The organism is Lawsonibacter sp. OA9 (assembly GCF_022440585.1).
In genome coordinates, this window is the sequence record NZ_JAKNTI010000022.1 from 913,797 (window position 1) to 940,578 (window position 26,782).

A 26,782-nucleotide genomic window follows, 5' to 3' on the forward strand; every position below is an offset into this window, starting at 1 on the left:
TTACACAAAGACGCACAAAATGGGAAAACCCTATTGACAGTAAGGAAGTTTCTGCATATAGTAAGGACAGAAAAAGTGCCTGGGGCACGAACAAAAGGAGCACCGAGATATGATCTTTGAAAAACTGTGCGCGCTCATTGCGGAGCAATTCAATGTGGATGCGGACACTATCACGATGGAGACCTCTTTTGCCGACGATTTGAACGCTGATTCGGTAGATATCGTGGATCTGTCCATGGCCATGGAGGAAGAATTCGGCATCGACGAGCTGGGGGAGGAGGAAGCTGCCTCCATCACCACGGTTGGAGATCTGGTTCGGTTCCTGCAGAACAAGGTCGACTGATCGAGAAAACGCGAAACTCCGCCGAAGGCGGAGTTTTGCCTTGTAACGGGCCAGAAAGACTGACCCCTTGAAGGAGTTTGGAATGAAAAGTTTGGAGGAAAAGCTGGGCTATACCTTTCAGGACCGGGGACTGCTGGACAACGCCCTGACCCACAGCTCCTGCGCCAATGAGAGCCGGGGAAAGCTCCAGAGCAACGAGCGGCTGGAGTTTTTGGGGGATTCCATCCTGGGGATGGTGGTGGCTGACCACCTGTACCGCAACCACCCGGACCTGCCGGAAGGGGAGCTGACCCGGACACGGGCCGCCCTGGTATGCGAGGAGAGCCTGGTAGAGGTAGCACAGGAGTTGGGCCTGGGGGAGTATCTCCGCCTGGGTCGGGGGGAGGAGAGCGGCGGAGGCCGCCGCCGGCCGTCTATCCAGGCCGACGCTGTGGAGGCGGTGCTGGCCGCCGTCTATTTGGACGGAGGCATCGGATCGGCCCGTAAGATCATCCAAAAGTATATCCTAAGCCGGGAGGTGGCCGGGCTGACCAAGCCCAGGGACTACAAGACCGCCCTCCAGGAGCTGGTCCAGCGGGAGAGTGGACAGGTCCTACAGTATCGGCTGACCGGCCAGGAGGGCCCTGACCATGACAAGCGGTTCTTCGTGGAGGTGGATCTGAACGGCGCCCCTCTGGGCGCCGGCACCGGCCGGAGCAAGAAAGAGGCAGAGCAGATGGCGGCCCACGCCGCCATCCAGGCCTTAAAAAAAGAATGAGAAACGAGGCAGCGAGAGCTGCCTCGTTTTTCTATTGTTTCCAATTCCGATGAAAAAATGGAAGCTCATTTTTTGAACAGCTTGAGGGCCTTTTTCAATAGGCCCTTCTCCTGTTTAGGAGCCTCCTGTCCAGAGGTCCCCTTGGCAGAGTGGCCTTTTTCCAGCCGCTCCTTGGCGTCCTTACTTCCACCGTCCGCAGCCTGGTGATACAGCTCCATGGCCCGGGACAAGTCCTTGGCCACGCCCTGACCGTGCTCGTAGCACTGGCCCAACAGATACTGGGCCCTAGCGTTGTCCTGGTCTGCGGCCTGTTGAAACAGCTCCGCGGCCTTGGCATAATCCTGCTTGACAGAGATGCCGTGGTAGTAGAAGAAGCCCAGGTTGCACTGGGCCCGCGCGTTGCCGTGGTCGGCGGCCTGGCAGTAGAGCTGGGCGGCCCTTCCCTTGTCCTCCTCTACGCCTCGGCCTAATTCGTAACACAGGCCAAGAGAACAGGTGGCGGCTGCGTTTCCCCGCTCATGGGCGCTGGTATACAGCTCCACCGCCTTGGTAATATCCCGCTCTACCCCGTAGCCATTTTCATAGCACTCGCCTAGCAGCATTTGGGCTCTTGGGTAGTCCTGGTCCGCGGCCTTTTGGAACCACTGGGCGGCCTGGCTGTCATCGACCGACACGGAGATGCCATGGTAGTAGAAGAAGCCCAGATTACACTGTGCCCTGGCATCTCCGCGGTCAGCGGCCTGGCGGTAGAGCTGGGCGGCTTTGGCCTTGTCCTGCTCCACGCCCCGGCCCATCTCATAGCACAGGCCCAGAGAGCAGGTGGCTGGAGGATAGCCTCCCTCATGAGCCTTGGTATACAGCTCCACAGCCTGGGCCATGTCCCGTTCGATACCATAGCCGTTTTCCCGGCACTCTCCTAACAGCATGACCGCCCGAAGGTAATTTTGCTCGGCAGCCTTCTGGAACCATACAACAGCCTGGCTGTCGTCCATCTCTATGCCAATGCCTTGATAATAGCAGAAGCCCAGGTTGCACTGTGCTCTGGCGTCCCCCTGTTCAGCGGCCTGGCGGTAGAGCTGAACAGCCTTGGCCTTATCTATCTCCACGCCGGTGCCCAGCTCGTAGCACAGGCCCAGGGAACAGGCGGCGGAGGGATAGCCCGCCTGCTGTGCCCTGGTGTACAGCGCTACGGCCTGTTGCTCGTCCCTGTCCAGGCCATAGCCGTACTCATAGCACTCTCCCAGCAGGTAGATGGCTCGGAGGTAGTCCTGGTCGGCGGCCTTCTGGAACCATACAGCGGCCTGCTTATCGTCCGCCTCCACGCCGATGCCCTGGTAATAGCAGAAGCCCAGGTTGCACTGTGCCCTGGCGTCCCCCTGCTGGGCGGCCTGACGGTAGAGCTCTACCGCCTTGACCTTGTCTATCTCCACGCCTGTCCCTATCTCATAGCACAGGCCCAGGGAGCAGGCGGCGGGGGGATAGCCGGCCTCGTGGGCCTTGGTGTATAGCTCTATGGCCCGCTTCACGTCCTTCTCCAGACCATAGCCGTACTCATAGCACTCACCAAGCAGGTAGATGGCCCGGCGGTAGTTCTGGTCGGCGGCCTTTTGGAACCACTCCGCCGCCTGCTTGTCGTCCGCCTCTACCCCGATGCCCCGATAGTAGCAGAAGCCCAGGTTGCACTGGGCGCGGGCGTCCTCCTCCTCGGCGGCCTGGCGATAGAGCTGGACGGCCTTGGTCTTGTCCACCTCTACGCCTGTCCCTATCTCGTAGCACAGTCCCAGGGAACAGGTGGCGGGAGGGTGTCCGGCCTCATGGGCCTTGGTATACAGCGCCACCGCTTTCGCGGCATCCCTATCTATTCCATAGCCATTCTCATAGCACTCACCCAGCAGCATCATTGCCCGCGGATACTCCTGGTCGGCGGCCTTTTGGAACCACTCCACCGCTGTTTTGTCGTCCGTCTCTACGCCGATGCCCTGGTAGTAGCAGAAGCCCAGGTTGCACTGGGCGCGGGCGTTGCCCTGCTGGGCGGCCTGGCGGTACAGCTCCACCGCCTTGGCCTTGTCCTGTTCCACGCCGGTGCCCAGCTCGTAACATAGGCCAAGGGCACAGGTGCCGTCACTGTAAGAACGATGGTGGGCGGCCTGATAGAGGGCCACCGCCTTTTCCAAGGACTTCTCAACGCCATAGCCAAATTCGTAACAGTGTCCCAACAGGTACTGGGCACGGGGATACTGTTGCTCCGCGGAGCGGGAGAACCAGAGGACTGCCTGTGCCAGGTCCTTCTCTACCCCGATGCCCCAGTAGTAGAAGAAGCCCAGATTGCATTGTGCCCTGGGGTCCTCCTCCTCGGCGGACTGAAGATAGAGGCGCGCGGCGCGCTCCTTGTCCTCCTCTACGCCTTTGCCCAGCTCATAGCACAGGCCAAGAGAGCAGGTGGCGGGGGGATACCCTCCATTGTGGGCTTTGGTATACAGCTCCACAGCATGGGCCATGTCCGCCTCCACACCAAAGCCCAGGTCATAGCATTCGCCCAGCAGGAACTGGGCCCTTGGATACTCCTGTTCAGCGGCCTGGGAGAACCAGTAGACCGCCTCGCTGTCGCTTTCCTCCACGCCGATGCCCCGGTAGTAGAAGAAGCCCAGGTTGCACTGTGCCCTGGCGTCCCCCTGCTGGGCGGCCTGACGGTAGAGCTCGGCGGCGCGCTCCTTGCTCTCCTCCACCCCGGTACCCATCTCGTAGCACAGACCAAGTTCACAGACGGAAGGGAGGTAGTCCTGATCTGCGGTAGAAGTAATCAGCTCCAGTCCCCTGGGGATATCCGCTTCCGTTCCGATGCCCCGCAAGAAGCACACCCCCAACTGGTATTGGGCGGCGATGTGGTCACCGTCTGCGGCACGTTGGAACCACTGAAAGGCAAGCTCCGAATCCTTGGAGGTGCCACGGCCATTGGCGTAGCTGAGGGCCACCTGATAGGCGGATTCCAAATCGCCCTCCTGGGCGGCGGACAGCAGCTCCTGAAAGTTGGCCGCCTTTTGGGCGGCTACGTCCGCTAGCCCCTGCATCAGCTGGGGATCTATGTATACCATGACAGCATCCTGGTCAAAGGACTGCCGGTCCTCATTTTTTTCTTCTATCATTTCCATTCCCCCTCTATGAAAGATTTTAGTGAAAAAAAGCCATGAGGACGCCTTTGGGCGCCCTCATGGAACCACAATCATCGAAATGAGCCTTGGCTCAACGCGGCTGCCAGCACCAGGAGGACCTGGGAGGGGCTGCGGGACGGTGTACTTCATCCCAGCTTTGGAGCGGAGCGGCGAAAGCGCTTTTTCCAATCTTACAATGAAATGGAGGTTTTGTCAAACACAGATATCGGGACGCCGTTTTACCCTTTAGACCGATTTAGGATAAAACAACCTCCCTTCGCCAAAATAGCGGAGGGAGGTGCGCCTTCATGCGGACAGCCCAATAAATTAGAAGTTAGCTTTCTAAACAGCTTATGATTTCTTCTATTTCCATACAAGCGTCCTCAACCCTGATCTCTGTTTCTTCGTTAAAGAAGCGACTCCCTCCTGCTAATTGGTCAATCAGACTAATTAACGCTTCAACATCACAATTCAAAACAAACCCTTGTGTTTTCCATTTTGGTGTTTCAATTAAAATTTCATTTTTAATATCTAAATATTTCTCTTCATCAAAGGTGTTTTCACATCTTAACCTTACAAGAAACCCATCTTCTGCATTGATTAAGTCACTTAATTTTGACATCATAAACTCCCGTCAAATTCCAGTTTAACTTTTTGTTCACTTTATCATATTTTTCTGTTTCATTCAGTACACAGCGAAATTAACAGAGTTGAAAATAATCAGTCCAAAAGTAAAAAGGAAATGGCGGGGCGCCTCCACTCACGCGCCCCGCCGATGGTGTTTTAAGGACCGCTGAAAACCGGTCAGTTTAAAAAGTCCTTCAGCTTCTTGCTCCTGCTGGGATGGCGCAGCTTTCGGAGGGCCTTGGCCTCGATCTGGCGGATGCGCTCCCGGGTGACGTTGAATTCCTTGCCGACTTCCTCCAACGTGCGGGTCCGTCCATCTTCAATGCCGAAGCGCAGTTTGAGCACTTTTTCCTCCCGGGGGGTGAGGGTGGACAGCACCTCTACCAGCTGTTCCTTCAGTAGGGTGAAGGAGGCGGCCTCGGCGGGCTCGGAGGCGTCCTCATCGGGGATGAAGTCGCCCAGATGACTGTCCTCCTCCTCGCCGATGGGGGTTTCCAGGCTGACAGGTTCCTGAGCGATTTTCAAGATCTCACGCACCCGCTCCACAGGCATATTCATCTCAGCCGCGATCTCCTCAGGGGTGGGGTCGTGGCCCAGTTCCTGGAGGAGCTGGCGGGACACCCGGATGACCTTGTTGATAGTTTCCACCATATGAACCGGGATGCGGATGGTCCGGGCCTGGTCGGCGATGGCACGAGTGATGGCCTGGCGGATCCACCAGGTGGCGTAAGTGGAGAACTTGAAGCCCTTAGTGAAGTCAAACTTCTCCACAGCTTTGATAAGACCCAGATTACCCTCCTGAATCAGGTCCAGGAATTGCATCCCACGGCCCACATACCGCTTGGCGATAGAGACCACAAGACGCAGGTTGGCCTCAGCCAGCCGCTGCTTGGCCCGCTCCCCCTTCTTGATGGCCTGAGTCAACTCCACCCGGACCTCGTCGGGGATCTCCTCACCAGCATTCTCTAGCTCCGCCAGCTGTTCAGAGGCCGCGTTTCCCGCCTCCATGATCTGGGCCAGCTCGATCTCCTCGTCGGAGGTGAGCAGATTCACCTTGCCAATCTCCTTCAGATACATCCGCACTGGATCGTCGGTGCCAAGGGAGTCGGCCATGGAGTTGGGGTCTACGATCTCCTCCTCGGGCAGATCCTCGATGGCCTCAATGGTTGGCTCGACGTCATCGGGCAGGTCGGGGATGTAGTCCTCGCCCACAGTGTCAATACCCAGGTTTTCCAGCGTGTCGTAGATCTTGTCCATCTGCTCGGCGCCCAAGTCCATATCCTCCAGCACATCCATCAGCTCGGAGGAGGAAAGATTGCCTTTTTTCTTGCCCCGCTCGATCAGCTCGCCCAGCTTTTCCGCGCCGGGTATGCCGCCCACGACCTTCATGACCTCGACCTTGCCCGCCTCCATGCGGGACTGGATGTCGGGCTGGGAAACGGCAGCTTCCTGATTCTCCACCGCTTCAGCGGTCTTGGGGCTCACATTCTTGTTGGTGTTCATGGTTTCTCCTCCATATATGCTTTCTTTTCCTGATACTTTCTCTGTGCCGCCAGCAGCAGGGAGTCCTCCTGTCCGGCGCCGCGCCGGAGGGCCTCCCGCTGGATGACGGATATGTAGTCCCGGATGGACTGTTGAGAGTGGGCCAAGGACTCCGGCTGACTGACCACATAGGCCAAATGGTCCATCTCCTCCCCAGTCAGATGGCCGGAGAGGGCGGAGAGCTGGGTGGACAGCCCCTCATTAGCTCGGCGGAGGAGCAGGTCAAAGACCTTGCCCAGCAGGGGGGAGGAAAATCCCTCCCCCGTGATCCCGCCCATCTGTCCCGCCAGGGATGGGTCCAGCAGCAGCAGGCGGACAAGGCCCTCCTCCGCGCGGGCGGAGCGGATATTGTCATATCGGAGCGATCTGGCCTGGGGCTGGAGCTGGCTGGCCGGAGACAGGTCTATACGCTCCTGGCGCTTTTTCTCCTTGCGGAGCCGAGCTGAGAAGGCACGCTTGATTTCCTGAGCCATGGCTTCCGGGGTGATTCCGGCGGTCTGGGCGGCGTGGCCGCCGTAGATCTCCCGCTCTACGGCGCTGGACAGAGAAGCGATAAGCTGGGCCGCCTCCTGAAGAAAAGCCACCTTCTGCCCATCGTCGGTCAAATCATATTTTTTTTGGATCTGAGCCAGGCGGTAGTCCACCTGGTTCTCGCTGCGCTCCAGCAGCTTGGCGAAGGCCTCCCTGCCAAAACGCTTGATAAACTCGTCCGGGTCCTTGGCGCCCTGCATCCGCAGTACCTTTACTTTCAGGCCGGCCTTTTCCAGCAGGGGGATAGCCCGCTGGGCGGCCGCCACTCCGGCCCCATCGCCGTCATAGGAGATGATGGCCTCCTGAAAATACCGGGCCAGCAGTTGGGCGTGCTCACTGGTGAGAGAGGTGCCCAGAGAGGCCACAGCACAGTCAAAGCCTGCCTGGTGAAGGGAGATAGTGTCCATATACCCTTCGGTGAGAATGACCCGCCCGGCCTTGGAGGTCTTGGCAATATTCAGGGCAAAGACGTTCCGGCTTTTGTTGTATACCGGTGTGTCCGGGGAGTTGAGGTATTTAGGGGTGGAATCGTCCATTACCCGGCCGCCAAAGCCAATGACGTTTCCACGGACGTCAATGATGGGGAACATGACCCGATTGCGGAATCGGTCATAGATGCGGCCGTCCTTGTTGTTGACGGCCAGACCGGCGTCCAGCAAATCCCGCTTGTCATAGCCCTGATCGGCCAGGGCCTGGATCAGGGCGTCCCAGCTGTTGGGAGCGAAGCCCAGCCCGAAGTTGGTCAGGGTGGAGCGGGACAGCCCACGCTTTTGCAGATAGGCCAGTCCCTCCGCCCCCTCGGGAGCGTACAGCCACTTGTGGAAGGTCCGGGCGGCCTGCTTGTTGAGTTCCAGCAGTTTTTCCCGCCGCTCCCGCATCCCGGCGGAGGGGCCGCTGTCTGGCACCTCCATTCCGACCCGCTTGGCCAACACCTCCACCGCCTCTCGAAAGGAGAGGTTGTCCAGCTCCATCACAAAATTGATGGCGCCGCCTCCCTTGCCGCATCCAAAGCACTTGAAGATGCGCTTGTCAGCGGATACGGAGAAGGAGGGAGTCTTTTCACTGTGGAAGGGGCACAGGCCCCAGTAGTTCCGGCCCTTTTGTGTCAGCCGGACGGACTCGGACACCAGATCTACAATATCGGTGCGGTCCAGAAGCTCGTCCAAGAATGGTTCTGGAATGGCCAATGCGCTCCTCCTCTCTCGAAAAATAGGGGAATCCCTCTATTTTTAACCCCTTTTTATCAGAATTATCCCTCTGGAGGCCCAGACAGAGAGCAAGTCCTAGAGAACAGTCCAGCCTTTTGGAATGAAGAGCTCCTTATACTTCTCTACCGCGAAAGGATCGGTCATTCCGGCGATATAGTCGCATACGGCCCGGTCTACCCCATCCTCCAGGCGGATGGTCTGGAAGTCGGAGGGCAGTTCATCTGGATTTCCCTGGTAATACTGGAACAGGGCCTGAAGCATATTCTGGGCCTTTCCTTCCTCCCCCTTGGCCAGGGGATTGGTGTATACGCTGGCGAACATAAAATCTTTCAGAGCCAGCATGGCCTCCTCCACCGGATGGGACTGGACAATATGATCCTGTCCCTGGCTGGCGGTGATAGCGTCCTGAACTAGGGTGTTGATCCGGTCGCCGTGGGTGAAGCCCAGAACGTTGGATACCTCCAGGGGGATGTCCATGGGAAAGATGACACCACCGCGGAGGGCGTCCTCGATGTCGTGATTGATATAGGCGATGTGGTCGGCCAGACGGACCACCTGGCCCTCCAGCGTAGCAGCCGGGGTGCCCTTGGTGTGGCAGAGGATGCCGTTGCGGACCTCCCAGGTCAGGTTTAGTCCCTGGCCATTTTTTTCCAGCCGGTCCACCACACGCACGGACTGCTGGTAGTGGGCAAAGCCCTCCGGCATCAGCTGGGCCAGCATTCGCTCCCCAGCATGGCCAAAGGGGGTGTGGCCCAGATCATGCCCTAGGGCAATGGCCTCGGTCAGATCTTCGTTGAGATCCAGGGCACGGGCAATGGTCCGGGCGATACGGGATACCTCCAGGGTGTGGGTCATCCGGGTCCGGTAGTGGTCTCCCTCCGGCTGAAGAAAGACCTGGGTCTTATGCTTCAGACGGCGGAATGCCTTGGAATAGACGATCCGGTCGATGTCTCGTTGGAAGGGAGTGCGGATATCGCACTCCTTCTCCTGCCGTGCCCGTCCACGGGACTGGGCGGAGCGGCAGGCAAAAGGGGAGAGGAGGCTGTCCTCCCGGCGCTGTGTCTGTTCACGCAAGGTCATCCCACGGCCCTCCTTTTTCTCTCTCTTTCTGGTCGATGGAGCTGATGGGTGTACGGGGACATGAAACCCCTTATATATAAATACGAAATTTCTCCTTAAATTCCTTCTAAAAGGTCAAAAAAATTTCAAATATTTTTTCAATAGGCAAAAAAGCAGCCGCAGCCAGAGCTACGGCAGCTTTTTTTTCAGTATGATGCAGTGGGAGAAGATCAACCCTTTGCATTCTTGCCGGCCCCCACCAGGATGTAGACGATTGAAGCTACAGCCAGCAGATAGGGGTAGAACAGGTTGGGAATGATTTCAAAAGCGGAGATGCCGGAGGCGGACACCGCAATCAGCATCTGGGCGCCATAGGGAATGATGCCCTGGAAGATGCAGGAGAAGGTGTCCAAAAGAGAGGCCGACTCCTTGGGGCTGATGCCATATTCCTCACTGATCTCCTTGGCAATGGGGCCAGCCATAACAATCGCTACAGTGTTGTTGGCGGTAGAGATATCCATGGCACCTACCAGCAGGCCTACGCCCAGCCGGCCGCCCACACGGCCCTTGAATACCCGGCGGATAAAGGCCAGCAGGGCCTCAAAGCCGCCATTCTCCCGGATGAGGGCACACATAGCGGACACTAAAACGGTGACCAGGATCGTTTCGAACATACCAGAAGCGCCATCCCGCATGGCTTTCAGCAGCTCCAGCACATCCGCGCCGGTAGCGATGGTGCCAGCGGCCAGACCGGTGCCTACGGTGATGGTCAGGCCGGATATGATGCCTATAATAAGTACCACAAATACGTTGACGCCCAGAAGGCCGCCAACCAGAACCAGCACATAGGGGATGAGGAGCAGCAGATTGATTTCCGGAATCTCGATCTGTCCCACGCCGGAGTTGAAGGATACCGCCAGAATGACCGCCAGGGTGGCGATGGCGGCGGGAAGGGCAATCTTCACATTGGCACGGAACTTGTCACGCATCTCACAGCCTTGGGTGGAACAGGCGGCGATGGTGGTGTCGGAGATGAAGGACAGGTTATCCCCGAACATGGCGCCTCCCATGACTGTGCCTACACACAGGGGCAGGGAGAACCCGGACACCTGGGATACGGCCACGGCAATGGGGGTGATCAGGGTGATGGTGCCGGTAGAGGTGCCCATAGCAGTGGACACAAAGCAGGCGGCGACGAACAGAACCGCCACAGAGGCCCAGGCAGGGGCGATGGACAGCAGAAAATAGGCCACGGCCTCGGCGCTGTTCCGCCCGGTCACGCCCACAAACACACCGGCGACCAGGAAGATGAGGATCATAGTGATAATATTTTTGTCGCCTACGCCCCGGCCCATCAGAACCAGCTTCTCGTCAAAAGAGAGCTTTTTGTTCTGTAAGCACGCCACCAACAGGGCAACCATGAAGGTGACTACGATGGGGATATCATAGAATGCCATGTTGATGCCGATGCCGTATTCAAAAATCAGTCCCATACCCAGATAAAGTACCAGAAATATCAGGATGGGCAGCAACGCGCTGGGGTTGCTGTTCAACTTTTTCTCCCTCAGTTCCACAAAATGACCTCCTTTTATACACAAGCCTTATTGTAAAAGATATTTCGCTCTGTGTCAACGATGTTTCTATGCGGGGGCACCCGGAAACGGCCCGGAGCATAGGATGGAGCGTCCCCGGTTGGGGACGCAGAAGCGAAGGAGGGCATATGGAACTTGATCTGACCCAACAGTTTTTGACAGAGAATGACTGCTATCAGGCAGGGCGGACCATTGTGCCCAAAGGAATTATGGTCCACTCCACCGGGGTAGCCCAGCCGGACCCGGAGGTGTTCATCCGCCGGTGGAACAAGCCGGGCGTAGAAAAGTGCGTCCACGCGTTCGTGGCACGGGACAGAGCCATTCAGACACTGCCCTGGATCATCCGGGGCTGGCATGCGGGTACAGGCACCTCCGGCAGGAGCGCGAACAACACTCATATTTCTTTTGAGTGCTGTGAGCCTGCCGGACACACCTACCGTGGCGACGAGATGGTGGGGTATGATGTAGCGGCCAATCAGGCCTATTTTGATGACATCTATCACAACGCGGTCCAGCTCACTGCCCTGCTGTGTCGCCAGTATTCTCTGGACCCCCTGGAGCCCGGCGTGGTCATCTGCCACGCCGAGGGCTACGACCTGGGTATTGCCAGCCAGCACGGCGACGTGCTCCAGTGGTGGCCCAAACACGGGGTAACTATGGACCAGTTCCGCCAGGACGTGGCCGAGGCCATGCTGACTGACGGCGAGCATGAGGAGGAGCCTATGACGCAGGAGCAATTTGACCGTATGATGGACGCCTATCTGGCTAAACGGGCCAGATGGTCTCCTAGCGACTGGTCGGCCCAAGCCCGGAAATGGGCGGAGGAATCCGGCATCGTGGCTGGAGACGGAGAGGGCAACCAGCGATACCAGTCCTTCACCACCCGGGAGGAAACCGTACAGATGCTGTACCGCCTGGACCAGATATGGTCCGGGGCAGGCGGCCAACCTGAAGCGGAGTAAACACAGGGACCGGCCCGCAGCGGGCCGGTCCCTCCTGTTTATGTGTAAAAATTTGTTGGACGAGGCAGAAAAGATATTGATAATAGTTGCGGTTTTCCTGCTTCTATTATATAATAATCTCAAAACAGGACGAAAGCGGGACCCGCTTTCTGTTTGTCCCCCAAAAGGGGACAAACATTTCCCTTGCCCCGGGGGAGCGGACCCGCCTCCGACTGTATTTTTAGGTAAAGGAGAATCGGATGTGAAGCGAAAAATTTTATCCTCGATTATGGCTTTAGTGATGATAGTGTCGATGCTTCCCTTCTCTGTGTTTGCGGAAGAGGGGGACACATGGGCGGAGAGCGCCAGCACGGAGTGGTATACAGGAGATGGGGACGAGTATACTATCTCCTCTGCCGCCGACCTGGCGGGTCTGGCCCAACTGGTCAATGGGGGGACTTCCTTCCAAAAAAAGACTATCAAGTTGGGGGAGAATATCGACCTGGAGGGGAAGGAATGGACGCCCATCGGGAGGAATGGGAAGCCATTTCAGGGGACCTTTGACGGCCAGGGGAACACTATCTCCAATTTGAAAATCACAGGAAATAGCAGTGATGTCGGCCTGTTCGGATTTACAACAGGCGGCGAAATCAAAGACTTTACGCTGAACAACGCACAGGTAGAGGGTTACCTGGATGTTGGCGCTGTGGCCGGAACGCCCTACACCTCAAAATACACCAATATCAACGTGACCGGCCTGATCCAGGTAGACGGCTATGCCTATGTGGGCGGCGCGTTCGGGAAGAATGCCTATGCGAATATCACCAATGTGGATGTGACTGGCGGCGATGGCAGCTATGTAAAAGCGGAATCCGAGGAATACCGCACCTATGTAGGCGGCCTCGTCGGCTTCATGGGTGAGGGTAACATTACGATCAGCGGTTGTGATGTGAAGATCGACGTCATCGGCTCCACCTCTGACGTGGGCGGGCTCCTGGGCATCCTCCACTACGGCAACACGATGACGAACTGCACCTACGAAGGAAACCTGACCATAACAAACCCGGACAGCGAGGTTGGCGATGAATTTGGCGCGCTGGTCGGTACGGCTATGAATAGCGCTGCGGGAAAGACTACGATTAGCGATTGTACAGCGACTGTGAATCAGGCCCTTTCAGGCGGCAGGGATGTCACAGATTCGATTACCCCTCATGGCGATTTTTACAATGATGTTACGACCAATAATGCCGGTACAGTTGATATCCAGGCGACTGTCAATGATAAGGAAGTGACTGTTGACAACAGCGTGGCGTATGTGGGCGACAACAAATATGTGTCCCTCGCAGAGGCGCTGGAGGCTGTCACCGCCGAAAGCGACAACAAAACGGTCACCATCACCCGCTCTGGTACATATGAGCCCTTCTCCATTGCGGTGAGCGGCGTTACCGTCCAGACTGCCGATGGCGTGACCGCCACAGTCAAGACCGACAAAGACAGCAAGGTGGCTGTGACGGCGGCGGATGTTACCCTGAAGGGCCTCGACTTTGTGTCCGAGGACGGGACCGCGGTCATCAGCGGCGGAGCCTGCGATGGACTTACCTTGGACAACTGTTCTTTTGAAAATAAAAAGGACGATTTGAAGGATACGATTGCCTTATACATCCATCAGCCCAGCATCACAGTTCAAAACTGTGACTTCACCAACTGGGAGCGGGGCTATTACACCTGTGGCGACAACAGCGCGGCGGGAGCCATCACCTTTGAAGGAAACACCTTCACCAATGTCCGTGTGCCCTTCGACGGCTACTGGGGCAAACCCGCCACAGAGGAGACTGATATTCAGATCACCGGCAATACCTTTGATTCCGGCGACTGGGACGCCGCCTATATCCAGCTGTGGGACTATGCCCAGTATCAGTACTGGCTGGACGGCGAAAATTCCAAGCTGAACCCCGAGGGGAAGTCGGCCCTGAAGGCCACGATCAGCGGCAATACATATAAGGGCAATGTGGTCATCTACAAGACCCACTGTGACTGGAATACCGCAAGCGCTGTGACCATCGAAGATACTGACGTAAAGGTGGTCAACCGCAACTTGATCGTGCTGGACGGCCTGACCGAGAATGACAAGGTCACCGTGACCAAGGCGGACGGCAGCCCCATTACTGCGTTCAACGATTTTGATACAGCGGTCAAGAAGGGCGAAAAATATGTCATTTATTCCCTGTCCGAAGGGGATTATACCTTCCATGTATCCCAAAAGGCGGACAACTCTAGTGATACCATTGTAACAGAGATTCCCGTAACTGTTGCCCCTCCTAAGGTTGGCGAGGTACAGGAAGTTGAAATTGTCCCCATTGCTGAAGAAGAGAAATTTGTTGCCCAAGTAGAGGGTGGGGAGAAGTACACTTCTGTGAAGGCCGCCATCGATGCTGTTGGTGAGGAAGGTACTGTGAAATTACTGCGGAGTGTGACCCTCGGTGATTCGCTCTCTGTCGGAAAAACCATGACCTTGGATTTGAACGGCCAGACCATCACGGCCCCCGAAGGAAGCCATATCCTGCTGGTCACGGCAAATACCTTTACCCTGAAAGACAGCAGCGGCAGCAATGCCGGTAAGCTCACTGGAGGTGTTGGCAGCAATGCCCGCGGCGGCGGTGTGACGATACAAGGCGGCGCTACCTTTGTTATGGAGGGCGGCACGATCACTGGAAATAACGGTGGCAAGCAGAGCGCTGGCGGTGTCCACTTAGTCGGCAACGCAAAATTTATCATGAATGGCGGCGTGATTGCTGGAAATACTTCCGGGACCCTTCAGGGTGGCGTCTACGCCGGTATGGGAAGTGTCCAGGTATCCGGTACGGCCACCATCCTCGGCAACAAAGGAACCGATGGAGGGAAAGAGATCGATTCCGACCTCTGGCTCAATACAGTCTCCAATGTCCTGCTGACCATTGGAGAAGGGGGACTGTCGCAGGATGCAAAAATCGGCATCTATATCAACTCCTCGCCCGAACTCAGTAAAGAATTTACCGCTCCCTATGAGAGCGGAAGAGCGTCTGTCAACAACTTTGTTGATAACCGGGCGAAATATCAGATTGTAGAACAGGATGCAGAAGACGGACAAAAACAACTGGTTATGATGCTGCAAAAGGCCGCGGCTCCCGTTGCTTCTCCGGCGGCGGGCACCTATATTGGTACTCAGACCGTAGAGTTGTCTACCACAACTCTGCCTAAATTTTCCAAGATTTATTATACTCTGGACGGCTCTGATCCCACCGCATCTGACACGAGTCAGGAATATACCGGAGCCTTGACGATTAGCTCCAGCACTACTGTAAAAGCCTATACCAAGGGCCTGTATAAAGACTCTCTTGACAGCGATGTGGCGGAGTTCGTCTATACGATCAATAGCGCTGGCGGCGGTGGAGGAGGCGGCGGCTCCAGCAGCTACTCCATCAGCGTGGACAAGAACATTGACAACGGCAGCGTGACCGTGTCCCCCAAGAGCGCCTCCAGCGGCCGGACGGTGACCATCACCGTCAAGCCCGACGAGGGCTATGAGCTGGACGAGCTGACCGTCACCGACAAGAATGGGGACGAGATCAAGCTGACCGACAAGGGCGATGGCAAGTATACCTTCAAGATGCCCCGGTCCAAGGTGACCATTGAGGCCTCCTTCGTGGAGATCGACCACCAGGATACCTGCCCCTCCGCCGGCTTCCGGGATGTGGACGAGGACGCCTGGTACCATGAGGCGGTGGACTACGCTCTGGACAACGGCCTGATGTCCGGTGTGTCCGACCGGGAGTTCGTCCCCGGCAGCACCCTGACCCGTGCCATGGTGGCCCAGATGCTGTACAGCCTGGAGGGCAAGCCCGCGGCCGGCAGCGCTGACTTCGCTGACGTGGCGGAGGGAGCCTGGTACGCCGACGCCATTTCCTGGGCGGCCGGTGAGGGCATCGTGTCCGGCTACGGGGACACCTTCGGCCCCAACGATCCCATTACACGGGAGCAGCTGGCGGCCATCCTGTACCGCTACGCCCAGAACGAGGGGTACAAGACCAGCCAGAGCGGCAAGGGTACAGAGGGCTATCTGGACGCCTCCTCCATCTCCAGCTATGCCGTGAAGGCCATGGACTGGGCGGTGAACGCTGGTCTGCTGTCCGGCAAGGGGAACGGTATCCTGGCGCCTACCGCCGGGGCCACCCGTGCCGAGGTAGCACAGATCTTTATGAACTTCTGTACGGAACTGGCGGAATGATCCTTATGGAATAAGACAATAGCGCGGCCGCCCTTTTTACAGGGCGGCCGCGCTGTCGTAAAATCAGCAGACAAAAAGGCGGCGCGACAAACAGTCACGCCGCCTATTGCGATTCATGGAAACTATGGGTTCAGGCTTTCCAAAGGCCATGGAGGTTGCAGTACTCATAAGCGGCCACCAGCTGATCGCCGTCAGCCAGCACAAAGGAGGCCTGCGGCTTCTCACCAGGTTGGAGATATTTGATTTGGCTGCCGTGTTTGGTCTCGATGGCGATGAACTGAATAAAATGCTCGGGCAGCATGGGATGCTCCACAGAGCCTACCTTGACCTGAACAGTGCTGCCCTGAACTTCCACAACAGGGACGTGCTTCTCGGCGGCGCCGTCAGTGGTGCCTGGAACCAGCTCGGTCATCTTCTGGCCACAGCACATGACAGGTACGCCGGCGGAATGAACAAAGGTGATGATATTGCCGCAGTGCTCACAGCGATAAAATTTCATAATAATAACTCCTCTCATTATTTGCTTATAATTTTATTATAGTATGCCCAGAAGAGAAAGTCAAGAAAAGAGATTGGAATACTCCAAAATAATCCAATTATTTTGGGGAAGAATTGTTCCTCAAAATATGAGAATTTTCCCTTGCAAAGTACAGACGATTATGCTATCATATATAAGCTATCAAGTTGCAGGTGTAGTTCAATGGCAGAATGTCAGCTTCCCAAGCTGAACACGAGGGTTCGATTCCCTTCACCTGCTCCAAAAAGCCGCAACAATTTGGATATAGTGGGCTGTAAGCTTACTGTTCCAGGGTGTTGCGGCTTTTTATTTGCAAAATTTCTGAAGGTAAAAAAGATGCCAGACGAGGATTCCTGAAATCGAATAGACTTGCACTTTTTGGAACCAAAGGCAGAAATAAACGCCCTTTTTCAAATCAAAAAGGCGATGAACTGCTCCTTGTCAAGCAGACAAAGCAAAAGATAAAAAATTAAGCAGAGGATTCTATAGCCAGTAGGATCCTCTGTTTTTTATTTAGTGGAAGTTTCGATAAATTCCGCCGACGTCATACAGCCAAGCTTTTTCTGATGTCAATGGTTGTTATAGAAGTTAATGTATGCACAGATTGCCTCCCGAAAGGTATCATAGTCCTCAAAATGATAGAGGCGTTACAATCCCGTTTTCAGGATACCCCAGAACCCCTCCATCGGGGTGTTATCAAGACAGCGTCAAACGCGGAACATACTCTGGTATATGCTAGCCCGTTTCATAACTTTTTGGAAGGGGCGGCTGGTGTATTGGACACCCAGGCCGTTGTGAAGCAGCGGCTTTGTGTGCGGATATTTCTGAAGAGCCTGCTCGAAAGTATTCAGAAACAGAGGAGTATTATTACGACGGCTCAGGGAAAACGCAACAATATTCCTTCCGTAACAAATCCAACACGGCGCTCAGGCACGCCTTGCCGCCTTGAAGTCGCTGGCCCACACACTGTTTTGGTTTGACATCCGACCCACAAAAATGTCACCGCTGGTTGTCAAACATGCTTTTATGGACATGCCTTGGTAGGTATCCACGATGAGGACGGCAGCCTGTCGGCTGGAAATCTGCTGGATGATCCCAGCGTACTCCATTTCTGGCAGAAAATATGAGACAGCAGATCAACGCGACAGAAACTGCTGTAGGTCTTCTTCTGATGTTCACCGCCGTACCGGTTCGGTTACTTGAAATTGGCGGCTATGCATCTGTGTGAGCAGGATATCACCCTGTTTCTCTCGTATGCGTGGATCGGTACGGAGTCCCCAAACAATGACCCGAATCTCAGCAAAAGAAATCTGTTGGATATGTTTCGTTCTATTGACCCACACAGGCTGATGAATGAGGGGGAGTACGATCTGTTCCGGCGTCTGGACGATGTGATGACGGCCTAACACACTGTGATCCCACTCAACGCCCAAAATGCCAGGGAATTGTCATGGACGCTGAACCGTGAGGTTACTGAGTGGTTTGCCCACCAGTATGGTGAAAACGGCACAATATATGAGGCGCAGCTCAGAAAGAAGAAGATCCTATGAGAATTAACATCGGAGCAGCCCCCATGCATCATGACGGCACGATACTCTCCCTACACCTACTGAAACGGGAGAAAACGGTTTCACGCCGAATCAACGGCGTATTCCGCCTGCTTGGAGAGAAAATAACCTTGGAACAGTTCTGCGAGGAACATGATCTGGCATACCCCCAAGATAATCAAGAATTTACGCCCTGCCTTACCGGATGAGGCGGGACTGTTCTATTCCGAGCTGGAGCCTGAAAAGGACAAAGCCCTCAGTACAGTCGGCCATATAAGACTTGACTACGGCCACGGCGGGAAGGAGTTCTGATATACCTGGTGGCCTCACAATGACGACCGGTTCAACATGCCGGAATTCAAAGATATCCTGTAGCGGTTTGTGACAGCTTGCGAGGGGATGGGCCGCTGAAGGATCTGAGAGCCATGAGAGCCGACTGCCTGCGGCACGGCGGGTCCATTACAGAAGGTAACCGCCGCTATGGGACAACGAGAGACAGTGCTGGCCGGGGATCCGAATCATAGCCGCTGAGTTGGCTCTCTCAGTCCACGGTCAAGCGGGAGAATGGGAGCTTCAGTTCTAACCTATACAAACTCCAATGATGAATAAAAAGCAAGGGCCCCGCCAAGGTGCTCTTGCGTCTTGACCGTAGACGAGGGTAGATTCATGGTGAATCCACCAGAAGGACCCACTCTAAGGAGAAAATATAAGGCGGACAAGGATACTTATGGCCTCAAACGACTCTATAATATTCCTACTGAAAATGACCACGAACTGTAATTTCTGGCTCAATAAACCAAGTAGTCCCAAACAAAGACTTGATTTGCTCCTTACTTTGGCGCAGATCTGACTAAAATATTAAAAATTCACAACTAGTATCAGTCGAATACTTGATCAAGCTGTCAGGGTAAGAGAAGATATCTGGAGTACAAAAATTTAAATATGAAGTCGCCGGCGCAGTTCCTTTACCCGATCCCGGCCGATAGGGAGGGAATCGGAGGAGCCGCGGACCCGGAGGGCAAAGCTGCTGTTATTCCAGGGAAAAATATCCTGGATATATTTCAGGTGGACTAGGCAAGTCTTGTGGATGCGGTAAAAACCCTGCCCATCCAGGCGGCTTTCATACTCAGACATAGGAGAGTTGTCGCTGTAAGATTCGCCGGACAGAGTATGGAGGACACAACCACGGCCGGCCCCGTCAGTCTCAATATAGGTCACGTCATTGACATCAAGCAGAATGGTATGACGGTTACAGCTGACGGCAAGACGGAGCGGCCCAGGGGTCTTGTGGGGAGAAGACTGAAGCTCTGCCACACACTGGTCCAGCGCCTGACGGATCCGCTGGGGATCAAAGGGTTTGAGAATATAGTCGTCTACCCGAAGTTCAAAGGCAGTGACCGCGTACTCAGAGTACGCAGTGGCGAAGATGATCTTCGCCAATGGCATGAGACGGCGAGCGAGGGAGGCCACCGTAGTTCCCTCCAGGTCACCCAGATGGATGTCTATAAAAAGAATATCAAAGGTATCCTTCTCCAGCAACTGGATTCCCTGGGCACCACTGGATGCCTCAAATATTTCGGCTTGTGGCAGATGTTGACGAATCTGGTGGATCAACTCAAGGCGGGAATATTTCTCGTCATCGATTACTGCGATACGCACTGGACCTCACTCCTTTTCACATCAGAATAGGACTGGGAAGGCGGAGTCAGGGGAATAGAGAAAAACACAGTAGAGCCGGCTTGGGAGCTGTCGATGGTAAATTTGCACTGTTCTCCGTAGATGCTGCGAAGCCGCTTCCGTACATTGAACAGGCCGGAGTAGCTTGGATCTTCCGGGTCCTGAAGCATCTCTAGAACCTGGGGCGGAAATCCGTGGCCCCGGTCAGAGACTTGGATATAGGCCCGCTCCTGATCCTGGCGAATGCAGATACAGACGTGTCGCTCATCTACAGAGGTGCTTCCGTGGCGTACTGCATTCTCAACAATCGGCTGGAGAATCAGCGGAGGGAGGTGGAGCCGGGTCAGGTCGTCAGGTAGCTCGCGGGTCACATGGATAGCTCCCTCAAAGCGGGCATCTACAAGGGCCAGATAGTTATCCACATTGGACATCTCCTGGACTAAGGTAACAAAGGGCTCGTTGATAGATAGAGTTTGGCGCAAATAGCTGGCCAAAATCAGAATGGTCTCTCGTGCCCGTTCGGAGTCGGTGAGGCACAGGGCGGAGATAGTGTTTAGTGCGTTATATAGGAAGTGAGGATTGATCTGGGACTGAAGGGCCCGGAACTCTGCCTGCCGCCGCAGCTCGATCTGGTGGTGGAATTCTCCCAGCTCCAGTTGGGAAGAAAAAAGCTGGGCCAAACCGTCCGCCGTGCGGATGTCTGCATCCAGAATTAGATTGGGTCCCATAGGGACCACCAGGATCAAAACACCCACTGCCTCGTCATCCCACATAAGAGGGGCGGCAATGGCGGCGTTGTCTTCCTGGTGAACTGGTACGTCTACCTCGCCGGGAAAATCCTGCATTACCACCAGTTCTCTCCGCTCTAGGGCCTGGCGGGCAGGTTCGGGCAGGGGGTGACCCTGAAGGGCAATACCACTGGTGGCCAGTACCTGCTCCCGGTCTGTGATGATCACCTGAAAATCAGGCAAGGTGGCTCGGACGGTATCCGTCGCCTGTTGGAGGGCGTGCCTATCCCCAAGGCCCTCTCGGAGATAGGGGAGGCATTTCTGAGCGATGTACAGGGCGAGGTACTGCTGCTCTACCAGTTCAATGGTCAAACTGCGGTTGAGTCGGTTGAGCAAAGTCATGAAGATGACAAGCCCCAGAGAATTCACCACCATCTTGGGCAGAAGGATTACCTTCTCCAGGGCGATAGCGGCCTCAAAGGGTTTAGCCAAAATCAGAATCAAGACACATTGTACCAGTTCGGATACAAGAGTAATGGCGACAAGGGCGAGGTTCCGCCTGGAACAACGGCTGAATCGGCGGTAGCACAGAGCACCGATGATACCAAAGCCAAAGGTACCCACCCCACAGGCCAGAGAGGTGAAGCCGCTCGGATCAAAAAGATAGCGGTGCAGGCCGCTGAGAGCGCCCGCGCACAGTCCGGAAAGGGGGCCGCCCACAAGACCAGCAGCCACAGTGCTCACCACCCGCGTGTTGACTACCGCCCCCTGGAAATTCATTCCTGTATAGGTCCCACTGATGGACAGCAGGCCGAAGATCAGTCCCAGGCATAGCTGATTGGGGACGGAACGGACCCTGCGCTTCAGTATGATGCGCAGAGGGCGGACCTCCGTCAGAATGGCGGCGACGATGTAGAGCAGACTGATGTTAAGCAGGAGATAGATCAGCAAGCTGTTCTTCATACAGTTCACCTCGTTCCTGGCAAGTCAAATGGGCGAGGAGCCGTGGCCGGACCGGATATAGCTGTGGCAATTAACAGATTCTTAACAATCATAAGTTTAACATGAACGGGCTGGATTTTCAAGAAAGTGGAGGAACCGTTCTCACACGGTTTCCAACCGTTCTCACAGGTAAAATGACCTTAGGCCGAAAAATCGTTGACGAAGATGTTTTTTGCACATAAAATGCGCCATAGAAAGCGGAAAAATTGTGCGTATTGTGAGCTCCGCTTTTATTTCCACGGATGGCCGCTGAAATAAAAGAACTACTTTGAAGAAAAGGAGAGAATTGAAAGATGAAGAAGATCCTGGCTTTGGCTCTTGCGCTTTCCATGGCACTGTCCCTAGTCGCCTGCTCCAACGGAACGGAGAATACCTCCAACGGGGGAGGCTCTAACGGCGGAGGAAGCTCTGCCTCTATTCCGGATGGCTCCGCTGGGGGTGACAGTGAGAAGGGGCTGACCGCGGATGAGCGCGCCGGTGAGTTTATCACTGTGGGCACCGGCCCAACCTCCGGTATCTATTTCCCCATTGGCGGTGCCTTTGCCACCGCCTTGGCGGACTGGGGCTATAAGACCAGCGCCGAGTCCACCAACGCCACTGGACAGAACATCCAGAATATGCTCAACGGTGATCTAGAGATCGCCATCGCCATGCAGGACGCTGTCATGCAAGCCTACACCGGCACCGAGGCCTATGACGGCATCGAGCCAGCCGAGAACCTGCGTGCCCTGATGCGCTTGTGGCCTAACTATGTTCAGCTGGTTACCACCGCCGACACCGGCATCACCTCCATCCAGGACCTGGTGGGCAAGCGCGTGGGCGTAGGTGCCGCCAACTCCGGCGTGGAGATCAACGCTCGTATGATCCTTAACGCCTATGGCATTACTTACGATGACATTACCCCAGACTACCTGGCCTACGGCGAGGCTATCGAGAACATGAAGAACGGCCAGTGTGACGCCGTGTTCGTCACCTCCGGTTTGCCCAACGCCACGGTTATGGACCTGGGTGTTCAGTATGACATGGTGGTGGTCCCTCTGGACGGCGAGGGCCGCGACAAGTTGGTGGAGGAGTATCCCTACTATGCCAAGTCTGTCATCCCCGCCAATACCTATAACAACACTGAGGATATCGAGGGCATCTTTGTGTACAACATCATGTTGGTCCGGGATGATCTGAGCAATGAAATGGTGTACGACATGCTGGAGGGTATTTTTGCTAACATTGATACCATTAAAAATTCCCACAACACCGCCAACGAGAACATTGACATCACCTTTGGTGTCGACGACATCCAGCTCCCCCTGCACCCTGGCGCTGAGGAGTTCTGGAAGGACAACGGCTACCTGTAACTGTTGATGTAAACCCTCGTGCCGGAGGACAAATACCATAGTCTGTCCTCCGGCCTTTTTTGAGGACGCATTCGAATGAGACACAAGGCTCACTTTTTTCTGCCGCTGGCAGTTTTAGCTGCGGTGGTGTGCGCGGCTCTGTGGTGGGCATTTCTTAGCCCACATATGGTTTTCCAGCTCTATGACAGGGAGAACGAACGGGTCGTACTGGAAGTCCCGGCTGGCCCCGGCGACCAGCTCCGGCTGGAGATTGAACATTCTTTTGAGCACATTCCCTGGTACGAATATTACACCGTGACCGACGACGGCGCATTCAACCTGGATGCCATCGCAGTGGCGGGATACGGCGCGGGAATTCCGGCAGAAATGGACGTGCCCACCCACATCGAGGATGGGTTAGTCTGGATGGAGGAGATCAACAGCCGTTTTGAGCAGTTTAGGTGGATCACATCGGCTTCTTATATGAAGGGGCTGCAGCTCAATGGCGAGGAGATTTTTGACTTTCGGACACTGCCGGACGCCAGCCGAATCCGGGGTGATATGATTATGAAAAGGGGGTACCTCTCCATTGGCTGACATGGAAAAGAATCCTGTGATCGAAGCGTCGCCCATTGATGAGGCCAAGGGCGCAGAGATTATGGAGAAGTACGAGAAGGAGTCTCGTACCCGCAAATTTGACGCAGGCTGGCTGGTAAAGCTGATTTATTTTATCTGCCTGGCCTTCACTATCTACCACCTGGCCTATGCCTCTGGAATCCGGGCGCTCCAGATGGTCAGCATTAAGCACCACGCCATCCATGTGGGGCTTATCCTGGTGCTGGGCTTTGCTCTGTATCCCGCATTTAAAAAATCGACCCGCAGAAAGATCGTCTGGTATGATTGGGTGTTCCTGATCTTCTCTGCGGCCATGCCCATCTATGTGTTTCTGCGCTATCCCACTTTTATCTCCACTGGTTTCCAGGGAGAGATGATCGACGTAGTGATGGGCACCATCATGATCTTCCTGGTCATGGAGTGTTCTCGCCGGATCAGTGGTCCGGCACTGACGATTTTGAGCGGGATTTTCCTAATCTATGCCATCTTCGGTCGCTCTTTCCCCGGCGTATTCATGCACCGCGGTTACACCTGGCACCGGATCGTCACTTACCTGACTACCGATATCTATGGAATTTATGGCACCTCCATCCAGGTGTCCGCCACCTATATTGTGCTGTTCATCATCTTTGGCGAAGTTATGAACAAGTGCGGCATGGGCCAGTTCTTTAATGACATCGCCAACGCTTTGGCTGGTCACACAAAGGGCGGCCCCGCCAAGGTGGCCGTGTTGGCCTCTGGTTTCCTGGGCTCCATCAACGGCTCTGCTGTGGCCAATGTGGTGACTACCGGCACCTTTACTATCCCTCTGATGAAAAAGACCGGCTATAGCAAAGAGTTTGCCGGCTCTGTGGAGGCCACCGCCTCTGTGGGCGGCCAGCTTCTGCCCCCTATCATGGGAGCCGCTGCCTTTGTTATGGCGGAGACCTTGGGCGTCCAGTATGGAGAGATCATCAAGGCGGCTGTGATCCCGGCCCTGATCTATTATCTGGGTATTATCATCCAGGTACAGATGCGGGCCACCAAGGATAACCTGCTGGGCCTGCCCAAGGACCAACTGCCTCGGGTAGGACAGGTAATGAAGGAGCGCGGCCACCTGCTCATCCCCATCGCCTTCCTGCTTTACATGCTGATCTGGAGCGGCAAGACGGTGATTTTCAGCGCCTTCTGGACTATCGTGGTCACCATTGTAGTGGCTCAACTTCGGCCCATCAGCCGTATGAGCGTCAAGGATATCTGTGACGCCTTTGTAGCGGGCGCTAAATCCACTGTTTCTGTGGCTATCGCCTGCGCCTGCGTGGGTATCATCGTGGGAATCTGTGGCCTGACCGGTTTTGCCCTGAACGTGGCCAACACCATTATCAGCATTGGTCACCAAAACCTGTTCCTGACCCTGCTGTTTACCATGGTTACCTGTATGATCTTGGGTATGGGCCTGCCTTCCATCCCCTCCTACTTGATTACGGCCACCATCGCGGCTCCTGCTCTGGTGGAGCTGGGGATCCCCGCTATCGCGGCCCACATGTTCTGTTTCTACTTCGCCATGTTCGCCAACCTGACTCCCCCCGTTGCTCTGGCGGCCTTTGCCGCGGCTGGATTGTCGGGCGGCAATCCTATGAAGACAGGCTGGCAATCGGTAAAACTAGCCCTGGCCGGATTCATTGTCCCTTATATGTTCGTTTATAGTCAGCAGCTCCTGCTGATGGACGTAGATTTTATCAGTGGTACTCGTGTGGTCATAACCTCCTGTATCGGCGTGGTGCTGATCGGCGCGGCGGTAGAAGGTTATCTCTTTGGCCGGCTGAATCCGGTGTTGAGGGTCATTTCCTTTGGTGCGGCTATGATGCTCATAGATAGTGGCGCAATTACTGATCTGATCGGAATAGGTGGTTTGTTCGTCATCATTTTGTTCCAGAAATTTGTGGTTGCCAACCGGAACAGAAAACCTACCGCAGCATAGCAGCAATATTCTCTGAAACAGGTCACCCGGCAGAGATTCCTGCCAGATCGGCCCGCTATTTCAGGAAAAAACCCAGGTACTGGGATTTGCTGAAAGTAAAGGCCCCGCACTCCTTTGGGCGGGGCCTTTGGTTCTTCTATAAGTTAAAATCGGTCTAAAACTGTAAAAAAGAAGCCGTTGGCCGCATTACTCTTGGGTGTTTTAATGAATGAGACCACTTTGCCGGGCTTGAATTTGGTACTGAGCATGGAGATGGAAACCCGAAGTGGCCGTTGCGATACCTTATAAAAATAGCCACACCTTATTGGGGTGGCTATTTTTATAAGAACCGTAGAGCCTGAAAACACCTGTGGGCGATGCAGTCGTACCCGTGTGATCCTATACCGCTTTTTGATCCTTACTTGTCCTCAGATGAAATCTCCTTATCTTCTTGGGGGCGGCTTAAAAAGCTGGATAAAATATCGATAAATTCACAGTTGCTGGGCCGCTTTTCCAGATGGATTCCCGCGATGTGATCCAATAGACGGTGATCCGCCTGACCCCATACGGCCCGAATTACGTTGCGTGTGGCCAACTCGATGCTATCACGGGTGGTATGAAAGTGGCGGGCGGTTTCTGGATACAGACGCTTTGTGATCAAACTGAGCCGGCTGGGGTCCTCTACGACTTGGTTCACCATGTAGCACACATACTGAAAGCCGGTCAACTTTCTGGTAACACCTAACCGTCTCAAGAGCGCCTCTATATCCAGAGCTTTTCTGTCGAATTGATCCTGCGGCAGCTCGTCCTCAGGGACCAAAAAATAGATTTTCATACTCATCTTCCTTTCAAAAGTATTGCAAGGGGAAAATCAAGGGAGGCCGGGGCCAGATGGGCGGGAGAAAGGGACCCCGACCCTGTGGCTGCACAAGAAAAGACCAGGACGGATAGAACCGCCCTGGTCTTTTATGAGATGGCCTTTATTCCCCTGTCACGTAAGTGGTTTCCGATCTTGTATCCCGGCCGAGGCTGTTTTCAGAAAAGATAGTGACGACAACTTTATACTCAACACCAGCGGTACCGTTACAGAAAATGGCGTTTTTGCAGGTAAAGGTATCGGTTCTGCTCATTCCTTCATCATCCTCTACCCAAGCCTCTACGAGTCTCCATCTGGAGTCTTGCTTGGCATAAACATAGATGCTTTCACACCCCAGCTTGTCCACAGTACCAGTCCCAGTGACCGAAAACTCCACGTTGATTCTCCCTGGGTCGGTAGTTACCTCAATATAATATGCGGAGATTTGTGCACTGGCTCTTGTTTCCGAAACCTCTGTGGCAAATACTGTGGTACCTAGGACCATCAGGCAACAGACTACCAAGACTAAATTGCGAAAATACTTGCGTTTCAAAGCT

General features: G+C 55.1%; 20 protein-coding genes and 1 tRNA gene. 10 read left to right on the plus strand and 11 right to left on the minus strand.

Annotation, left to right across the window (positions count from 1 at the left end):
• Positions 1-109: 109 nt before the first annotated feature.
• Both acpP and rnc read left to right on the plus strand, forming a co-directional pair.
• Entirely contained in the window at positions 110-343 is a 234-nt protein-coding gene (gene acpP / locus MCG44_RS05485; RefSeq protein WP_147570615.1) for an acyl carrier protein, read from the plus strand.
• An 82-nt stretch (positions 344-425) separates the two neighbouring features.
• The gene (gene rnc / locus MCG44_RS05490) at positions 426-1,100 is read left to right on the plus strand and encodes a ribonuclease III (RefSeq protein ID WP_147570614.1); all 675 of its coding nucleotides are present in this window, start codon (positions 426-428) and stop codon (positions 1,098-1,100) included.
• Between the two features lie 65 nt (positions 1,101-1,165).
• On the opposite strand, the gene MCG44_RS05495 is transcribed toward rnc, so the two are convergent.
• From MCG44_RS05495 to MCG44_RS05520, 6 genes are all read right to left on the minus strand, one after another.
• Positions 1,166-4,243, minus strand: coding sequence for a tetratricopeptide repeat protein (locus MCG44_RS05495; protein WP_240287169.1), 3,078 nt, complete (start codon positions 4,241-4,243; stop codon positions 1,166-1,168).
• A gap of 340 nt (positions 4,244-4,583) precedes the next feature.
• Positions 4,584-4,871 carry a hypothetical protein gene (locus MCG44_RS05500; protein ID WP_240287171.1) on the minus strand — a complete coding sequence of 96 codons (288 nt, stop codon included), beginning with the start codon at positions 4,869-4,871 and terminating at the stop codon, positions 4,584-4,586.
• 182 nt (positions 4,872-5,053) lie between these two features.
• A complete protein-coding gene (rpoD, locus tag MCG44_RS05505; RefSeq protein ID WP_240288879.1) occupies positions 5,054-6,265 on the minus strand; it encodes an RNA polymerase sigma factor RpoD in 1,212 nt (403 codons plus the stop codon).
• Between the two features lie 110 nt (positions 6,266-6,375).
• A complete protein-coding gene (gene dnaG, locus MCG44_RS05510) occupies positions 6,376-8,136 on the minus strand; it encodes a DNA primase (RefSeq protein WP_240287173.1) in 1,761 nt (586 codons plus the stop codon).
• A gap of 96 nt (positions 8,137-8,232) precedes the next feature.
• Complete coding sequence (locus MCG44_RS05515) at positions 8,233-9,237, minus strand: deoxyguanosinetriphosphate triphosphohydrolase (RefSeq protein WP_240287175.1); 1,005 nt, start codon at positions 9,235-9,237, stop codon at positions 8,233-8,235.
• A gap of 209 nt (positions 9,238-9,446) precedes the next feature.
• Positions 9,447-10,790, minus strand: coding sequence for a Na+/H+ antiporter NhaC family protein (locus MCG44_RS05520; protein ID WP_240287178.1), 1,344 nt, complete (start codon positions 10,788-10,790; stop codon positions 9,447-9,449).
• Positions 10,791-10,936: 146 nt separating this feature from the next.
• On the opposite strand from MCG44_RS05520, the gene MCG44_RS05525 reads away from it, so the two are divergent.
• Both MCG44_RS05525 and MCG44_RS14985 read left to right on the plus strand, forming a co-directional pair.
• On the plus strand, positions 10,937-11,770 hold the full coding sequence (locus MCG44_RS05525) for an N-acetylmuramoyl-L-alanine amidase family protein (protein ID WP_147570609.1): 834 nt from the start codon (positions 10,937-10,939) through the stop codon (positions 11,768-11,770).
• A 241-nt stretch (positions 11,771-12,011) separates the two neighbouring features.
• Entirely contained in the window at positions 12,012-16,013 is a 4,002-nt protein-coding gene (locus tag MCG44_RS14985) for an S-layer homology domain-containing protein (protein WP_240287180.1), read from the plus strand.
• Between the two features lie 130 nt (positions 16,014-16,143).
• On the opposite strand, the gene MCG44_RS05535 is transcribed toward MCG44_RS14985, so the two are convergent.
• Complete coding sequence (locus MCG44_RS05535; RefSeq protein WP_366461182.1) at positions 16,144-16,518, minus strand: desulfoferrodoxin family protein; 375 nt, start codon at positions 16,516-16,518, stop codon at positions 16,144-16,146.
• Between the two features lie 181 nt (positions 16,519-16,699).
• Here MCG44_RS05535 and MCG44_RS05540 point away from each other — a divergent pair.
• From MCG44_RS05540 to MCG44_RS05550, 3 genes are all read left to right on the plus strand, one after another.
• Positions 16,700-16,773 (plus strand) — tRNA-Gly (locus tag MCG44_RS05540).
• A gap of 971 nt (positions 16,774-17,744) precedes the next feature.
• Positions 17,745-17,936, plus strand: a complete 192-nt coding sequence (locus MCG44_RS05545; RefSeq protein WP_240287182.1) for a hypothetical protein — start codon at positions 17,745-17,747, stop codon at positions 17,934-17,936.
• 294 nt (positions 17,937-18,230) lie between these two features.
• On the plus strand, positions 18,231-18,389 hold the full coding sequence (locus tag MCG44_RS05550) for a hypothetical protein (RefSeq protein ID WP_240287184.1): 159 nt from the start codon (positions 18,231-18,233) through the stop codon (positions 18,387-18,389).
• A gap of 624 nt (positions 18,390-19,013) precedes the next feature.
• On the opposite strand, the gene MCG44_RS05555 is transcribed toward MCG44_RS05550, so the two are convergent.
• Together MCG44_RS05555 and MCG44_RS05560 are read right to left on the minus strand one after the other, a co-directional pair.
• A complete protein-coding gene (locus MCG44_RS05555; protein WP_186852119.1) occupies positions 19,014-19,736 on the minus strand; it encodes a LytR/AlgR family response regulator transcription factor in 723 nt (240 codons plus the stop codon).
• The gene (locus MCG44_RS05560) at positions 19,721-21,445 is read right to left on the minus strand and encodes a LytS/YhcK type 5TM receptor domain-containing protein (RefSeq protein WP_186852120.1); all 1,725 of its coding nucleotides are present in this window, start codon (positions 21,443-21,445) and stop codon (positions 19,721-19,723) included. Before MCG44_RS05560 ends, MCG44_RS05555 begins: the two co-directional genes overlap by 16 nt.
• Before the next feature lie 332 nt (positions 21,446-21,777).
• Between MCG44_RS05560 and MCG44_RS05565 the strand changes: the two genes are divergently transcribed.
• From MCG44_RS05565 to MCG44_RS05575, 3 genes are all read left to right on the plus strand, one after another.
• On the plus strand, positions 21,778-22,836 hold the full coding sequence (locus MCG44_RS05565; protein ID WP_186852121.1) for a TAXI family TRAP transporter solute-binding subunit: 1,059 nt from the start codon (positions 21,778-21,780) through the stop codon (positions 22,834-22,836).
• Between the two features lie 75 nt (positions 22,837-22,911).
• On the plus strand, positions 22,912-23,412 hold the full coding sequence (locus MCG44_RS05570; RefSeq protein ID WP_240287186.1) for a DUF1850 domain-containing protein: 501 nt from the start codon (positions 22,912-22,914) through the stop codon (positions 23,410-23,412).
• A 1-nt stretch (position 23,413) separates the two neighbouring features.
• Positions 23,414-25,390 (plus strand): TRAP transporter permease, encoded by a 1,977-nt coding sequence (locus tag MCG44_RS05575; protein ID WP_240288880.1) that lies wholly within the window; start codon positions 23,414-23,416, stop codon positions 25,388-25,390.
• Positions 25,391-25,787: 397 nt separating this feature from the next.
• On the opposite strand, the gene MCG44_RS05580 is transcribed toward MCG44_RS05575, so the two are convergent.
• Together MCG44_RS05580 and MCG44_RS05585 are read right to left on the minus strand one after the other, a co-directional pair.
• On the minus strand, positions 25,788-26,204 hold the full coding sequence (locus MCG44_RS05580) for a sporulation initiation factor Spo0A C-terminal domain-containing protein (RefSeq protein WP_186852018.1): 417 nt from the start codon (positions 26,202-26,204) through the stop codon (positions 25,788-25,790).
• A gap of 145 nt (positions 26,205-26,349) precedes the next feature.
• Positions 26,350-26,778, minus strand: a complete 429-nt coding sequence (locus MCG44_RS05585; RefSeq protein ID WP_240287188.1) for a hypothetical protein — start codon at positions 26,776-26,778, stop codon at positions 26,350-26,352.
• Between the last annotated feature and the right edge of the window lie 4 nt (positions 26,779-26,782).